Below are 14,472 nucleotides of genomic sequence, written 5' to 3'. Positions count from 1 at the left end.
CCGGCAGATTAGCCACAAAAAGGCACGAAAAGACACAAAAATTAAAGATCGTTCATTATTGTGTCTTTTCGTGCCTTTTTGTGGCCATCCGTCTTGGTTTCGGCGATCGGCGGGCCTTCGCCGAGCGCGGCCAGCGTGAACCGCACGACGTGATCCGCCACCGCGTCCAGGTCGAGCTCGGCGATCGCGTCCCGGCCGAAGATCAGCTCCGCGACCGGCCGGTTCTGGCGGTAGAACAGGCACTGCCCGATGACGCTGAAGCCGGTCATCAGCAGCCGCTTCTCGTCGAGGCCCGGCAGCACGGCGCGGAGATGCTCGCGCAACGCGAACGCCATCGGCCGGATGAACTCGTCCACCACCACGTTCGCCGCTTTCCCGGGGTCGGTCATCTCGCGCATCATCAGCTTCATCGAGGTCGGCCGGGCCGGGGCGTGCATCCGCCGCAGCATCTCGCGGATGAACGCCGCCAGCCGCTGCACCGGCGTCGTGCCCACGGGTGCCGTCGGCAGCGGGCCGCCGGTGGCGCAACTGTGGGCGTACTTCACCGCCTCGACGTACAGCCGTTCCTTGTCGCCGAAGTAGTAGTTGATCGCGGCGATGTTCGCGCCCGCCCGCCGGGTGATCTCGCGGACCGTCGCCCCGTCGTAGCCGCGCTCGGCGAACTCGACCTCGGCCGCGGCCAACAGCCGCTCGCGGGCGTCACTCGGCTCGGGGGTCGCAAGGGGAGATGTCATCGCGTCCCAAACATCGGTTTCAATCGTCTGTTGGGAACATAGCAAACGTTTGTTTCGTGGTCAAGTCCTGCTCGTTATGCGATTGCTCCCCACGTGCAACGCCTACCCGTGTTTCGCGCGGCGACCTATCGTAGTCGCCATGTCGCACCGCTTTCCCATCGCCCGGAAGTTGATCGCGTTCGCCGGTCGGGCGCGGCGGAACTGGCTGACTCGCCACCGGAACGGCTTCAACTTCGCCGTCCACATGGTCGGCATCCCGCTCGCGTTCGCGGGGGTGCCGCTGCTGTTCCTCGCCGAGTGGTACTGGGGCGCCGGCGCGATCGTCCTCGGTTACTTCCTCCAGTGGGTGGGGCACCGCGTGGAGGGGAACGACGTGGGCGAGCTGATTCCGTTGAAGCGGCTCCTCGGCCTCCCCGTCGTCGCCGTCGCCCCGCAGTACGCGGAGCGCCCCGCCGACGCTACTTGAGCCGAACCCCACAGCTTCTCCAGGTTGTGCGCCGCACGGGCCACACAGCCGCTACCGCCGGCAAAGTCGCTGAATTCTTCCTCACGGTCCGGCCGATAGGTTCCCGGACGCCCCACCGTGGCGGCCGCGCACCCTCGTCCGTTCAACCGGACGTCGGCCGCCGCCGCCGGGGGACGGTGGCGGCGCACGGCCGACGGACGGGGGGAACGATGAGCCGGTACACCTGGACAACGCTGGTACTCCGCATCTGCGTTCTGGCCGGGCTCGGCGGCGTCGTCGGTTGCAAGCAGCAGATCGTGTTCGAGCCGGGCGACCACGCCAAGGTCATGACCGCCAGCTTGCCGCCGAACCTCGAATCGAACGTACACGACACGATCATGCCGCCGCTCGTGGACCGGCCCGGCGGCGGCCTCGGGCCGGCCACGGTGCTCGACCCCACGCGGCCGCCGCGGTTCATGACGCTCCGCGAGTGCATCGCCATCGCCCTGGAGCAGGGGAACGTCGGCGGCCAGAACCCGAACCAGTTCGGCTTCGGGAGCGAGCAGCTGCCGGGCTTCAACTTCGGCCTCAACAACAGCACGGACTCGATCCGCGCGTTCGCCATCGACCCCGGCTACAACCAGGCCAGCATCGAGCGCTCGCTGTCCCGGTTCGACGTCCGCTGGCTCAGCAGCATGACGTGGCAGAAGGTGGACCAGCCGGTCGCCGCGCAGTTCCTGTCGTTCCAGCAGCAGCGCGACGCCGCCTCGTTCAACACGAGCCTGGTGAAGCCGCTGCCGAGCGGCGGCTACGCCGGCGTCACGTTCAGCGTGGACTACTCGAAGTTCGCGTCGGGGGCGAACCAGGCCGGGTTCGTGAACCCGAACTACACGCCGCGGGTGCAATTCTCGTTCGAGCAGCCGCTGCTGCAACTGTTCGGCGTGGAGGTGAACCAGATCACGCCGGCGAACCTCGCCCCGCGGAGCCAGCTGATCCAGGGCGTGGGGCCCACCGGCGGCACCGGCGGCATCGTCCAGGGCGGCACCGACGGCATCCTGATCGCCCGCATCCGGTCCGACCAGTCGCGGAGCCAGTTCGAGGCGTCGGTCAACTACCTGCTGGCGAACGTGGAGACGGCGTACTGGAACCTGTACGCCGCGTACTACAACCTGTACGCCCGCGAAGAGGGTCTGCGGCAGTCCTACGAGGGCTACCGGTTCACCGCCGCCCGCGTGCCGAACATCGACCCGCCGCAGCAACTCGACCAGGCCCGCGCCCAGCTCGAACTGTTCCGCGGTCAGGTGATCGCGACCCGCGGTCAGGTGCTCGAGAGCGAGCGCCAGCTCCGCAAGCTGCTCGGCCTGCGGAGCGACGACGGCCAGCGCATCGTCCCGGCCGACGAGCCGAACCTGGCCCCGTTCAGCCCGGACTTCTACGAGGCGGCCCAGGAGGCGGTGACGTACCGGCCCGAGCTGATGCTCGCCCGCCAGGAGGTGAAGATCCAGCAGCTGAACCTGCTGCTGGCGCGGAACCTCCGCCGCCCGAACCTGACCTCGTTCGCGCAGTACGACGTGGCCGGCCTCGGTACCCGACTCGACGGCTCCGAGCTGATCGGCGCCGGCGGCACGACGCCGGGGAACGCCTTCGCCAGCCTGGGGAACAACCAGTTCAACAGCTGGACGCTCGGCCTGCGCCTGGACATGCCGATCGGCTTCCGCGACGCCAACGCCCAGGTCCGGCAGCAGACGATGACACTGACCCGCAACTACCTCCAGCTGCGCGACGCGGAGCTGAAGGCGGTCGAGTACCTCATCCAGAAGCACCGCCGGGTGGCGGAGTCGTACGCCCTGATCGGGCCGGCCCGGGCGCGGCGCGAGGCGCTCCAGCAGTTCGTGGCCCGGGTCCGCATCCGCATCGAGATCGGGTCGTTCCAGTCGGCCGACTACTTCAACTACCTCCAGGTGCAACGCGACCTGGCGGACTCGATCGCGCAGGAGTTCCAGTTCATCGCCCAGTACAACTCGGCGCTCGCGGAGTTCGAATTCGCGAAGGGGACGATCCAGCGGTACAACAGCATCACAATGGCGGAGGGGCCGCTGCCGCAGTTCGTCCGCGAGCGGGCGGCCGACCACGAACGGGCGCGGGTGGAAGCGGCGATCAAGCTGCGGGAGCGGCCGGCGACCGACCCGACCCCGCACTCGCCGCCGCACAACCTCGGGCCGGCGGGTCCGGCGCCGGGCGGCCTGCCGCAGTTGTTGAACCTGCCGGCCGCGCCCGACCTCAACGCGGTGCCGCAGCCGGAGGTGCGTCCCGGTGTACCGGCCCCGTTGCCGCAGCCGCAGCCGATGGCGGTGCCGGTGCCGGTGCCCGGCCCGGGCGCGGCAGCGCCTCGGCCGCTGCCGATGGTCCAGCCGGGGCCGGTGGCGAACCCGGCGGGGACGCCGGAGCCGGGGTCGTTCTTCACGCCGAGCGGGACGGTGACGGTGCCGCGGTTCCAGCCGATCGCCCCGATGACGAATCCGGTGCCGGTACCGGAGGGCGGCCCGTCGAGCGCACGGCCCACGGTGCCGCCACTGTCAACGCCAGATGCCAGCGGCATCCCGGCAAGCCTGCCGCCGTCGGGGGCGCCGCCGGTAAACGTGTCGCAGTAACAAAAGGGCCGGCCTCGTGCCGGCCGTACGTCAGGCCAGCCGTACCGCCGGCGACGCCGGCGCGACGGCGAGCCGCGTCTCAGCAACAAACAGACTCCCGGCCGCCGGGCACGCCGCCCGCTGCTCGGCGGGCATCCCCTCCGTCGCCGTCGTCAGCACCAACCGCACGCCGTCGCCGTGCCGCACCAGGCACGGGCACGTCACCCGCGGCGAACCCGGCGTCGTCCACTCCTCGACCGCCGCCCCGGTCCGCAGGTCGTACCGCACCGCCCGCCCGGCCGCGACCGGCTCCGGGTTGTAGAACGCGACGATCACCGTTTCGGTACCCGCGTCCACCATCCCGTCCGGGAATCCCGGCTCGCCGCGGAGGTCGAGGGCCACGCCGGCCTCGACAAGTTCCCGCGCCGCCGCGTCGAGCCGGTAGCGCACCACCGTCCTCGTCGGCGTGTCGATGTCGAACAGCGTCAGCCCGCCGTCGCCGGCGGTGATCACCTTGCCGTTCGAGCACGTCTGCCCGCCGCGGAGGCGTGACACCCGGTTGTCACCGAGCGTCAGCAGGTACAGCCCCGCGAGCGGGTCTGCGAACCGCGTGTCCTTCGTGCCGAAGACGACCGCCCGCCCGTCCGGCGTCGGCTCGGCGTCGTTGATGAGGGTCCGCGGGTGCGGGTCGGGGACGGCGCCGAGCGGCGTCCACTCGTAGGAATCGAGGTCGAACGTGCCCACCTGGTGGTCGAGCCCGACGAGCACGACGCCGGGCCGGTCGGTGGGCAGGGCGAAGCCGGGCCGGCCGGGGAGCGCCCACGACTCGGTGCCGCCGGTGTCCCAGTAGCGGACGTGCAGCGCCCCCTGCGTCGCGTCCGGGGCCGTTTGGATGTTTACCCACAGCAGCGCCTCGCGCCCGTCGAGTACGATCGGTCGCGGCCCCTCGGGGAGGAAGCCCTCCTCGTCCTCGTCGGGGGTGAAAAGCACGGTCGCGGTGGTGCTGGGGGTCGGCACGGTGTTCTCCCGGCGGGGCGGCTGGTACGTTACGGACAGCCCTGGGAGAGGATACGATGCTGAACGGGAAGCGGGCGCTGGTTACCGGCAGTAGTCAGGGGATCGGCCTCGGCGTGGCGCAGGCGATGCTCGCCGCCGGTGCCGCGGTCACGCTCACCAGCGAGCACCCGCTCGACGCGCTCCGCGAGGTGCAGCGGCTTCTCAGCGACTACCCCGCCGCCCGCTACACCCGCGCCGACCTGCTCGCCGACGGCGAGCCGGAGCGGCTCGTCGCCGAGGCGTGGGACGGCATGGGCGGCGTCGACGTGCTCGTGAACAACGTCGGCACGTACAAGGAGCCGCCGCTCGCCGAACTGACGCGCGGGCACTTCGACTTCATCTTCCGGCTGAACGTGTGGGTCGGGCTGGCGCTGACGCGCGAGGTGGTGCGGCGCGCCACCGCTCTGAATCGCGGCGGCCGCGTGCTGTTCACCACGTCGCTGAACGCGACGCGGTCCGAGCCGCTGCACACGCTCTACGATTCCAGCAAGGGTGCCGTGAACGCCCTGTGCCGGCAGCTGGCGGTCGAGCTGGCGCCGCTCGGGTTCACGACCGCCGCGGTGGCGCCGGGCCTCGTCGAGACGCCGCTGACCGACTTCGGGCTCAAGTCCGACCCCGCCGGCCGCGCGGCCGTGATCGACCAGATCCCGATCCGCCGAATCGCCACCGTCGAGGACGTGGCCCACTGGTTCGTGTTCCTCGCGTCCGACCGCGCCGGCTACGCGACGGGGGCCGTCATCAACGTGGACGGCGGGCTCGACGCCCAGCAGATGCCGGTGCGGCCGGTGACGGACGCCGAGCGAGGCGGGTGACTTCAGGAGGCGGGCCGGCCGCGGCGCGGCGGCCGCGCCTGCGGGTGGAGAGTGCGGGCGAACGCGGCCAGGTGACCAAGCCCGTCGCCGAACGACGTGTAACGCATCTGGCGCCGCAGCCCTTCCGTCAGCGCCTGCCCGCCGACCGCGACGGCGACTCCACGCTCCTCGGCCTCGCGCGAGAAGGCGTTGAACTCGGCCAGAAACGTCGCCGGGTCGGTGACGTGCGTGGCCGACACCCAAACCAGCGCCGGCCGCAGGTCGTCGAGGGCGGTGCGGAACGCGCTCATCGGCGTGTGCGGGCCGAGGTTCACCGCATCCCACCCGGCTTCGAGCAGCGTCAGCTGTGCCAGCAGCGTCGGCAGCACGTAGTGATCGTGCTCCGGCGCCCCGCCGACGGCGACCGGCCGGTCGGCCCCCGCGGTCGGCCGGAGCTCCGCGGCCAGGGCGTACAGCGCGCCGACGCACGCCTGCGTGACGCGGTGCTCGTCAATCACCTCTAACCGGCCCGCCTCCCACTCGTGGCCGACCTGCCGCATCAGCGGCGCGAACACGCCGTCCGCCATCGTCTTGACCGAGATGCCGGACCGGTACGCCGCGGGGATCAGCAACGAGATGACATTCAGGTCGCCGGTGCGGACCGCTTCGAGAAGCCGGCGATAAACGACCTCCGGGTCGTTGTCCGTCGCGGCCTTTCCAAGGAGCCGGCCGAGGTCCGCCTGCGGCAGGGCGCCGTCGCGGACGAGCCGGTAGAGGTCGGCGACGAGCAGCTTGCGGTGCTTGCCGACGGTACGGTGCGCAGGGATGACGCCGTCGTCCACCCACCGCTTGACGGTGGTGACGCTGACGCCGAGGGCCACGGCCGCCTCCGCGGTGCTGACGTACCGCGACCCCGAAGAGTCCGGCGGCTCGGCGGAGGAATGTGGACGATTCATGCGTTTCGCGCAGTCTCCAGGGCGTCGCGGGCAGAGCTTCGGCACCCCAACTATAGCCGCCTCCGGGGCCACACGGCACATCGGGCGGCGAATTCGTCCGATTTCCACCCTTGACACCGGCGGGGTTCCGGTCGATACTAATGAACGATTTGGTCGTTTCTGTCAGCGGTGATCCGTTGCTGAGTGTGTGATTGGGCCGAAATCGGCCGGTTTAGGTAATGACGGGCCGCGGCAAAACGTTCGAATCGTCCACAAGCCGCCCTCACGGAGCGTGCCATGACCATCTCCGCCACCCGCCGTGTTTCCCGCCTGGACGCGCTACCCGGGTACGTCCGCCACCCGTCGTTCGACGCGCCGGGCGCCGACGAGTTGTACGCCGCCCGCCCCGCACTCGACGCCGCCGGCGATTTTGAGGCGCGGTACATGCCAGACGACGTGACCCGCGACCACGCCCGGCGGATGCACTACGCCGCCTACCGGATGCACACCGCCCGCACGGCCGGCGGTCGGATGCGCTGGCACGGCGTCTATCTCGCCCTCCGCGACCGCATCGTCCTCGGCAACCGCAAGCTCGTCTACCGCGCCGTCCGGCGGCGGATGTCCGTGTCGAACCGGGCGGACGACCTGGTCGGCGACTGCCACGTCGTCCTCATCCAGGCGGTCGCCGCGTTCAACCCGTGGCTCGACGTGAGGTTCAGCACGTACGCCTACACCTGCATCGTGCGCGCGTTGTCCCGGCTGTCGCAGCGGCTCGCGTCCGACTGGCTGGCCCGCGCCATGTCGCTCGACGCCCTCCCCGACGGCGACCCGGGCGGCCGGCCGAGCGGCGACCAACTCGCGTCGTCCGGGAGCCTCCGCCTCGACGAGTACCTCCGCGACGACCACCCATTGCTGACCGAGCGCGAGAAGCGGATTCTGGCGCACCGGTTCTCCGCCGACGGCCACGCCCCGACGCTGGCGAGCGTCGGTCGGGCAGTTGGTCTGTCCAAGGAACGCGTCCGGCAGGTCCAGGCCGAGGCGCTCGACAAACTCCGCCGCGCCCTCTCGTAGCCCCCCGGAGAGTACCGATGACCCGTCCCGTCCTCCTGGCGGCCGCGCTCGCGGCCGCACCCGTTTTCGCCGGCGAACCGACCACCTGGCCGCAGTGGCGCGGCCCGACCCGCGACGGCGTGTTCACCGGCCCGGCGTGGCCCGACCGCCTCACCGACGCGAGCCTCCAGAAGCTGTGGCGCGCCGACGACCTCGGGCCGAGCTACTCGGGGCCGATCGTTTCGGCCGATTCGGTCTTCACCACGGCCACGGTCGACAAGAAGGTCGAGGTGGTGACGGCGTTCGACCGCGCCACCGGGAAGCAGAAGTGGCAGGCGAAGTGGGACGGCTCGCTGACGGTGCCGTTCTTCGCCGCCCGAAACGGCAGCTGGGTCCGCTCCACGCCGGCCCTTGACGGCGACACCCTGTACGTGGCCGGCATCCGCGACGTGCTCGTGGCGCTGGACACCGCCAGCGGCAAGGAGCGGTGGCGCCTCGACTTCGTGAAGGAGTACGGCACCTCACCCCCCGACTTCGGGTTCGTCTGCTCGCCGCTCGTCGCGCCGGACGGCGTGTACGTGCAGGCCGGCGGCGGGCTGGCGAAGGTGGACAAGGCTACCGGCAAGGTGAAGTGGCGGTCGCTCACCGACGGCGGCGGCATGATGGGCTCGGCGTTTTCCTCGCCGGTGCTGGCCAAGCTCGACGGCCGCGACCAACTCCTCGTGCAGACACGCACGAAGATGGCCGGCGTGGACCCGGCCGACGGCCGCGTCCTGTGGTCGCGAACGATCCCGGCGTTCCGCGGCATGAACATCCTGACGCCGCAGCCGGTCGCGCCGGACGGGGTGTTCACGAGCACCTACGAGGGCACGACGCAGGTGTTCCGCGTGACGGCGAACAGCGAAGGGTTCGCGGCCCGCGACGGCTGGTCGGTCAAGTACGAGGGCCACATGACGAGCCCGGTCGTGGTCGGCGGCCACGCCTACCTCCTCGGCCGCGACCGGCGGCTGGCGTGCTTCGACCTGGCGGCCGGGAAAGAGGCGTGGCGGACCGAGGAGCGGTTCAGCGACTACTGGAGCCTGATCGCCAACCGGGACAAGCTGCTGGGCCTGGACAGCCGCGGCACGCTGTTCCTGGTGAAGGCCAATCCGCGCGAGTTCGAGCCGCTCGGCAGCACGAAAGTGGCCGCGTCCGAGACGTGGGCGCACCTCGCGGCCGCCGGCGACGACTTGTTCGTCCGCGACCTGACCGGGCTAACGGTATACCGGTGGGCGCGGTGATTTGCGTGCTTGCTTTCCCCCGCGGGCGTCTCTAGACTCACGTCCAATGTTTCGACCGGCGCCGCCCGCGGGACGATCTCTCCCCCGGCCCGCGGCCTGGTCACCCGCAGGGAGGCGGGGCGCCCGGGGACGGCCGGAGGAGCCATGGCGAGGAAGAAGGTCGGCCCGCCGACCGCCGCACTGACGGCCCAGCGCGCCGCCCGACTGTACAAGCTCCTCACGCTCCTCGGCGACGGGCCGCAGTCGCGCCGCCTCCTCCTCACCCGCCTCAAGCTCGACGTGCGCGGCTTCTACCGCGACCTGGAGACCCTTCGGGGCTTTTCCATCGACGTGGCCCCGGGCTTCGACACGCGCTACACGTTGACCGGGTCGGTGGACGACGCGCTGGCGAAGCTGCCGTTCCCCGACCCGGGCCTGAACGTCCGAGACGCTCTGCAGCTGTGCAACGGCAGCAGCCCGGCCCACCGCCGTCTGAAGCAGCGGGTGTCGGCGTTCCTTCAGAACGGCACCGGACCCAAGCCGCGCTAACCGGGCGAGTCACCCGGCACCCGGGGTGGGCTTGCAACTCGTTTCACTTCTACGGTGTAATCAGCCGCCCTACCTGTTCCCGACACGGAGGTCGGCCCCGATGCGCGTCGCCGTCGTCATTCCCGCCCGGTTCGCGTCGTCGCGGCTGCCGGGGAAGCCGCTCCTCCGCGAGACCGGCAAGTACCTCATCCAGCACGTCTACGAGCAGGCCGCCGCGGCCAAGACGGCGTCACTGGTTATCGTCGCCACCGACGACGAGCGCATCCGCGCCGCGGTCGAGGGCTTCGGGGGCAACGTCGTGATGACCCGCGCGGACCACCCGTCCGGCACCGACCGCGTGGCCGAGGTGGCGCGGGGCATCGGGGCCGACGTGGTGGTGAACGTGCAGGGCGACGAGCCGCAGCTGGAGCCGGCGGCGATCGACCAGCTGGTCGGGCTGCTCGTCGCCGACCCGGGCTCCGACATGGCGACGCTGGCGACGCCGCTGCCGGACCGCGAATCGTACCTCAGCCCGAACGTGGTGAAGGTGGTGTGCGACGACCGCGGCCGCGCGCTGTACTTCTCGCGCAGCCCGATCCCGATGACGCGCGACGGCGAGCCGGACCTGGCTGCGCGGCCGCCGCGATACCTCCAGCACCTCGGCGTGTACGCCTACCGGCGCGCGTTCCTGCTGCGGCTGGCCGGGCTGCCGCCGCACCCGCTGGAAGAGGCGGAGAAGCTCGAACAGCTGCGGGTGCTCGGGGCCGGCGGGACGATCCAGGTCGGGCGGGTGGCGCAGGCCCACCGCGGCGTGGACACGCCGGCCGACTACGCGGCCTTCGTCCGGGCCTACGGAGAGAGGCGGTCGCGCCGGGCCGCGTGAGCGGTGGCGGCGTGATCCGGCGGCACCGCCATTGGACCGCGGCCCGTCGGGCGATAGAGTGGGGGTAGGAGTGACTGACGGGGCCGGCGGCAGCGCCGGCCCCGCTCCGTTCACCGACCACCGGGGGCGTTCACCACATGGCCAAACACATTTTCGTCACCGGCGGCGTTGTCAGTTCGCTCGGCAAGGGACTCACCTCGGCGTCGATCGGGCTGCTGCTCGAGCGCCGCGGCTTCAAGATTCGGATGCAGAAGCTCGACCCGTACCTCAACGTCGACCCGGGCACGATGAGCCCGTACCAGCACGGCGAGGTGTACGTCCTCGACGACGGGGCCGAGACCGACCTCGACCTCGGCCACTACGAGCGGTTCACGGACGTGTCGCTCGACCGCGGCTGCAACCTGACCACCGGCCGCATCTACGAGACGATCCTGCGGAAGGAGCGGCAGGGGAAGTACAAGGGGAAGACGGTCCAGGTCATCCCGCACGTCACGAACGAGATCAAGCACTGCATCGCCCGGCTGGCGACGCCGGACGTGGACGTGGTCATCACCGAGATCGGCGGCACCGTCGGCGACATCGAGGGGATGCCGTTCTTCGAGGCGATCCGCCAGTTCGCGTTCGACGTGGGGAAGCAGAACTGCCTGTTCGTTCACCTCACGCTGGTGCCGTACCTGAAGGCGGCGAAGGAGCTGAAGACGAAGCCAACGCAGCACAGCGTCATGGAGTTGCGGAAGATCGGCATCCAGCCGGACGTGCTGGTGTGCCGCACGGAGCGGACGATTCCGCCGGGCGACATCGACAAGATCGCCCTGTTCTGCAACGTCGAGCCGCGGGCGGTGATCGAGGAGAAGGACAAGGAGTTCAGCATCTACGAGGTGCCCCTCGGGTTCGCCGACAAGAAAGTGGACGAGCTCGTGGCCTCCAAGCTCGGGCTCGAACTGACGCAGCCGCTGCGGATCGACGACTGGCGCGACATGCTGGCCCGGATGAAGCAGCCGCGACCGACGGTGAAGATCGGCTTCGTCGGCAAGTACGTGACGCACCGCGACGCGTACAAGAGCGTGTACGAGTCGCTGGACCACGCCGGCATTGCCAACCAGGTGACGGTCGAGGTCACCACGATCGACTCGGAGGAGCTGCACAAGGAGGGGGCGGCGAAGATGCTCGCCGGCGTGGACGGCCTGCTCGTGCCGGGGGGCTTCGACAAGCGCGGCATCGAGGGGAAGATCGACGCGATCCGCCACGCCCGCGAGACGGGGCTGCCGTTCTTCGGCATCTGCCTCGGACTCCAGTGCGCGACGATCGAGTACGCCCGCCACGTCGCAGGCCTCGACGGCGCGAACAGCACCGAGTTCGACAAGGCGTGCGCCCACCCGGTGGTGTGCCTGATGAGCGAGCAGGAGGGGATCGAGTACGTCGGCGGGACGCAGCGGGTTGGGTCGTACGCGTGCCACCTCGCCGCAGGCTCGAAGGCGCGGGAGGCCTACGGGGCGGACGTGGTCCACGAGCGGCACCGCCACCGGTACGAGGTGAACAACCTGTACCGCGACCGGCTGAGCGCGGCCGGGCTGGTGTTCAGCGGCACGAGCCCGGACGGCACGCTGGTGGAGGCGCTGGAGCTGCCGGGGCACCCGTGGTTCGTGGCGGTGCAGTGCCACCCCGAGTTCAAATCGAAGCCGACGAAGCCGCACCCGCTGTTCCGCGACTTCGTCGGAGCCGCCGTGAAGTACCGGCTCGCCAGGCAGTAGGGTTCGCCTTCCCGGGCCGTCAGCCCGGGCTCAGGCGCGGCGGGTCAGGCGAACTCGAGCAAGCCGGCGACATCGTCCTCGTGGATCGGCGGGTCGAAGACGCACCCGTGGACCCAGTACCCGCCACGGTCCGACTGGACGCGCACGACCCGCGCCGCGAACCGGCGCAAGCCGGGCTCGCGGCCGGCGTGGAGTTCGATCCCGAGTTCCGTCCCGACTTCAAACCGGCGGGCCAACGTCACGCCGATCCCCGTCCCGGAAACGTCGCGGACGACGAGCGGCCAGACTTCCTCGGTCCCACCGTGGAGAGTCGTATCGACCACCCCACACGCCCCGACCTTGAGGGTGTGCCGGCACGACACCCGACGGTCGTCGGGAGCGGCAGACTGGGTGAGGTTCGGGACGGCGCCCGGTCGCCCGAGCCGGGTTCTGGCGGTGAGTAGCTTGAAGAACTCGAGGACCGTCGCGGGCCGCTTGGTCGCGTCCGGGTTGAGGGCAGCCCGGATGGCGGCATCGACCCGCCCACTGATTCCGGGTAGCAGCGCCCGGGGGGACGTTCCGATCCCACGCTCCTTCATCGTCAGAATCGCCAGGTCCGTTTTGCCGTCGAACGGGATTCTGCCGGTGAGCAGGTGGAAGAGGGTGGCCGCGAGGGAGTACACGTCGCACTGGACACCGGCCGACCGGGCGTCCACGAACTGTTCCGGGGCCATGTAGTTCGGCGTCCCCAGCCCGCTCGCCTGCCGGGTCAGTTCCTCGTCGTTGTCCAACTCCTTGGCCAGCCCGAAGTCCGTCAACTTGACCCGCCCGCTCGGCAGGATCAGCACGTTATCCGGCTTCACGTCGCGGTGAATTACGCCGAACGAGTGGGCGTAGTGGAGCGCCTGGGCAACCTGGGTAATCAACTTCACGGCGTCCACCTCGGGGATCCGCCCGTGGTTGTCGAGCCGGTCTCCGAGGCTACCGCCGTTGATCAGTTCGTACACGAGGAAACAACTCCGCTCGTCCGTCTCGAACGCCAGCGCCCGGACGATGTTCGGGTGCTCGAGGTTCGAGGCCGAGCGGAACTCCCGTTCGATCCGCTTGAACAGGGTCGGGTTCGCCGACGGCTGGAACCGGAGGACCTTGATGGCGACCCGCTCACCCGTCCGGCGGTCGAGGGCCTGGTAGACCACCCCCATACCCCCGCTCCCCAGCAACTTTTCGAACTCGTAGCGGGTGGTGACCGGGAGTTGAAATTCGCGGGCGCGAGCAGACTTCATGGGCGAACTCCCACAACGGGACCAGGCAGGCCCGGGTACGACATCTCGGCGTGCGGAGCACACCGGCTCCGACGATTGTGACCGTTCTGTCGACAACTATGGCGTGCGTTTAAAAAAAGTCAAAGCGATGGTGGAACTCGGTCGGCCGCGGCACTGAGCCGGGCCAACGAGACTGGTAACGTGCGCGGGAGTTGCGAGTGTTGAGCGGGTGACGCCGAGGTGTCGAATCGCTGGTCGGCGCGGGTTCTGGCCGCTGGGCCAGAACCCGCGCTGTCGAGCCGGGATTACTTCGCAAGCTCGCCGAAGTCCATCGCCTTCAACTGGGTGGCGTCGCCCTTGATCTCGATCGGCGTGCCGAACCGGCCGTCCTTGCCGCCGAGGAAGCCGACCTTCTCGTGCCACACCACCATGCGGTACTTCCCCTGCGGGGCGTTCGCCAGCGAGAAGTTGCCGTCGTCGTCGGTCACCGCGTAATACGGGTGGTCGAACACGCGGACGACGCCGTTCATCCACGGGTGGATCGTACACTTGTACGGGATCGGCGCCGTCTCCGGGTTCAGCGGCCCGATCTTGTGCGAACCGCCGGCCGGGATCGTCGGGTTGTGGTCGCCGTTGTTACCGCTCGTCCAGAAGAAGTTGTGCGCCACCGGGGCCGAGTTCTTCGCCACCAGCGTGTCGCCGGCCCGCACCAGCGTGACCCGCGGGGTGAACATGCAGCACGGCTGGTCGATGGTCACTTCGGCGGCCTTGCGGCCCTTGTCGGACGGGTGAATCTGCTCGGCCGGCAGCTTCGACTTGGCGTTCATGTCGTCCGGCCGCAGCCACACGACCACGTTCTTGATGCCACGGTTCTTGCCGTTGACGATCAGCGTCTCGTCCGGGATCGGCCCCTTGCTCAAGCAGTGGGCCTTGTCCTGCGTCACATCGAGCGCCTTCCGCTCGGGGATCGGCGCGCCGGCGGGGAACGTAATCTGACCCTTCACGTTGGACCAGCCGGCGGGCGGCTGGGCGGCGGCCGAGGGGAGCACGGCGGCCGCGGCGAACGCGGCGAGGCTGAACAAGCGGCAGCGCATGGGGCGCGACTCCTGCACGGGGGAGGGGACGGCGAGGCGGGGCGGCCGACATCGGCCGTGGTGTCATTCTTCGCG

The 14,472-nt window shown here is 70.1% G+C and carries 13 protein-coding genes; 8 read left to right on the top strand and 5 right to left on the bottom strand.

Annotated features, from left to right (window positions below):
- Positions 1-41: 41 nt before the first annotated feature.
- The gene (locus ETAA1_RS16915; RefSeq protein ID WP_145240471.1) at positions 42-734 is read right to left on the bottom strand and encodes a CerR family C-terminal domain-containing protein; all 693 of its coding nucleotides are present in this window, start codon (positions 732-734) and stop codon (positions 42-44) included.
- 139 nt (positions 735-873) lie between these two features.
- Here ETAA1_RS16915 and ETAA1_RS16910 point away from each other — a divergent pair, with 139 nt between their 5' ends.
- Positions 874-1,200, top strand: coding sequence for an Mpo1-like protein (locus ETAA1_RS16910; RefSeq protein ID WP_202920181.1), 327 nt, complete (start codon positions 874-876; stop codon positions 1,198-1,200).
- Between the two features lie 209 nt (positions 1,201-1,409).
- The gene (locus ETAA1_RS16905) at positions 1,410-3,830 is read left to right on the top strand and encodes a TolC family protein (protein ID WP_145240467.1); all 2,421 of its coding nucleotides are present in this window, start codon (positions 1,410-1,412) and stop codon (positions 3,828-3,830) included.
- A 30-nt stretch (positions 3,831-3,860) separates the two neighbouring features.
- Here the strand turns inward: ETAA1_RS16905 and ETAA1_RS16900 are convergent, their stop codons facing one another.
- Entirely contained in the window at positions 3,861-4,826 is a 966-nt protein-coding gene (locus ETAA1_RS16900) for an SMP-30/gluconolactonase/LRE family protein (RefSeq protein WP_202920180.1), read from the bottom strand.
- A 56-nt stretch (positions 4,827-4,882) separates the two neighbouring features.
- On the opposite strand from ETAA1_RS16900, the gene ETAA1_RS16895 reads away from it, so the two are divergent.
- A complete protein-coding gene (locus ETAA1_RS16895; RefSeq protein ID WP_145240463.1) occupies positions 4,883-5,677 on the top strand; it encodes an SDR family NAD(P)-dependent oxidoreductase in 795 nt (264 codons plus the stop codon).
- Positions 5,678-5,679: 2 nt separating this feature from the next.
- On the opposite strand, the gene ETAA1_RS16890 is transcribed toward ETAA1_RS16895, so the two are convergent.
- Positions 5,680-6,612: an excisionase family DNA-binding protein gene (locus ETAA1_RS16890; protein WP_261341985.1), complete on the bottom strand. Its 933-nt coding sequence runs from the start codon at positions 6,610-6,612 to the stop codon at positions 5,680-5,682.
- A gap of 276 nt (positions 6,613-6,888) precedes the next feature.
- Here ETAA1_RS16890 and ETAA1_RS16885 point away from each other — a divergent pair, with 276 nt between their 5' ends.
- The 5 genes from ETAA1_RS16885 (at position 6,889) to ETAA1_RS16865 (ending at position 12,062) form a co-directional block, all read left to right on the top strand.
- Complete coding sequence (locus ETAA1_RS16885; protein ID WP_145240459.1) at positions 6,889-7,662, top strand: sigma-70 family RNA polymerase sigma factor; 774 nt, start codon at positions 6,889-6,891, stop codon at positions 7,660-7,662.
- A 17-nt stretch (positions 7,663-7,679) separates the two neighbouring features.
- The gene (locus ETAA1_RS16880; RefSeq protein ID WP_145240457.1) at positions 7,680-8,921 is read left to right on the top strand and encodes a PQQ-binding-like beta-propeller repeat protein; all 1,242 of its coding nucleotides are present in this window, start codon (positions 7,680-7,682) and stop codon (positions 8,919-8,921) included.
- A 144-nt stretch (positions 8,922-9,065) separates the two neighbouring features.
- On the top strand, positions 9,066-9,449 hold the full coding sequence (locus ETAA1_RS16875; protein WP_145240455.1) for a hypothetical protein: 384 nt from the start codon (positions 9,066-9,068) through the stop codon (positions 9,447-9,449).
- 100 nt (positions 9,450-9,549) lie between these two features.
- Positions 9,550-10,311, top strand: a complete 762-nt coding sequence (gene kdsB / locus ETAA1_RS16870) for a 3-deoxy-manno-octulosonate cytidylyltransferase (RefSeq protein ID WP_145240453.1) — start codon at positions 9,550-9,552, stop codon at positions 10,309-10,311.
- Between the two features lie 137 nt (positions 10,312-10,448).
- The gene (locus tag ETAA1_RS16865) at positions 10,449-12,062 is read left to right on the top strand and encodes a CTP synthase (RefSeq protein WP_145240451.1); all 1,614 of its coding nucleotides are present in this window, start codon (positions 10,449-10,451) and stop codon (positions 12,060-12,062) included.
- A gap of 44 nt (positions 12,063-12,106) precedes the next feature.
- On the opposite strand, the gene ETAA1_RS16860 is transcribed toward ETAA1_RS16865, so the two are convergent.
- Positions 12,107-13,324 (bottom strand): serine/threonine-protein kinase, encoded by a 1,218-nt coding sequence (locus ETAA1_RS16860; RefSeq protein ID WP_145240449.1) that lies wholly within the window; start codon positions 13,322-13,324, stop codon positions 12,107-12,109.
- 284 nt (positions 13,325-13,608) lie between these two features.
- Positions 13,609-14,397: a hypothetical protein gene (locus ETAA1_RS16855; protein WP_145240447.1), complete on the bottom strand. Its 789-nt coding sequence runs from the start codon at positions 14,395-14,397 to the stop codon at positions 13,609-13,611.
- Positions 14,398-14,472 lie beyond the last annotated feature (75 nt).

Source organism: Urbifossiella limnaea (assembly GCF_007747215.1).
In the GTDB taxonomy this organism is placed as follows: domain Bacteria; phylum Planctomycetota; class Planctomycetia; order Gemmatales; family Gemmataceae; genus Urbifossiella; species Urbifossiella limnaea.
This window is presented reverse-complemented; position numbering and strand designations above follow the sequence as displayed.

Bases quoted from the DNA above. Each gene is read 5' to 3' on its own strand.
- ETAA1_RS16915 (WP_145240471.1), bottom strand. From the start codon at position 734: ATGACATCTCCCCTTGCGACCCCCGAGCCGAGTGACGCCCGCGAGCGG.
- ETAA1_RS16910 (WP_202920181.1), top strand. From the start codon at position 874: ATGTCGCACCGCTTTCCCATCGCCCGGAAGTTGATCGCGTTCGCCGGT.
- ETAA1_RS16905 (WP_145240467.1), top strand. From the start codon at position 1,410: ATGAGCCGGTACACCTGGACAACGCTGGTACTCCGCATCTGCGTTCTG.
- ETAA1_RS16895 (WP_145240463.1), top strand. From the start codon at position 4,883: ATGCTGAACGGGAAGCGGGCGCTGGTTACCGGCAGTAGTCAGGGGATC.
- ETAA1_RS16890 (WP_261341985.1), bottom strand. From the start codon at position 6,612: ATGAATCGTCCACATTCCTCCGCCGAGCCGCCGGACTCTTCGGGGTCG.
- ETAA1_RS16885 (WP_145240459.1), top strand. From the start codon at position 6,889: ATGACCATCTCCGCCACCCGCCGTGTTTCCCGCCTGGACGCGCTACCC.
- ETAA1_RS16880 (WP_145240457.1), top strand. From the start codon at position 7,680: ATGACCCGTCCCGTCCTCCTGGCGGCCGCGCTCGCGGCCGCACCCGTT.
- ETAA1_RS16875 (WP_145240455.1), top strand. From the start codon at position 9,066: ATGGCGAGGAAGAAGGTCGGCCCGCCGACCGCCGCACTGACGGCCCAG.
- kdsB (WP_145240453.1), top strand. From the start codon at position 9,550: ATGCGCGTCGCCGTCGTCATTCCCGCCCGGTTCGCGTCGTCGCGGCTG.
- ETAA1_RS16865 (WP_145240451.1), top strand. From the start codon at position 10,449: ATGGCCAAACACATTTTCGTCACCGGCGGCGTTGTCAGTTCGCTCGGC.
- ETAA1_RS16860 (WP_145240449.1), bottom strand. From the start codon at position 13,324: ATGAAGTCTGCTCGCGCCCGCGAATTTCAACTCCCGGTCACCACCCGC.
- ETAA1_RS16855 (WP_145240447.1), bottom strand. From the start codon at position 14,397: ATGCGCTGCCGCTTGTTCAGCCTCGCCGCGTTCGCCGCGGCCGCCGTG.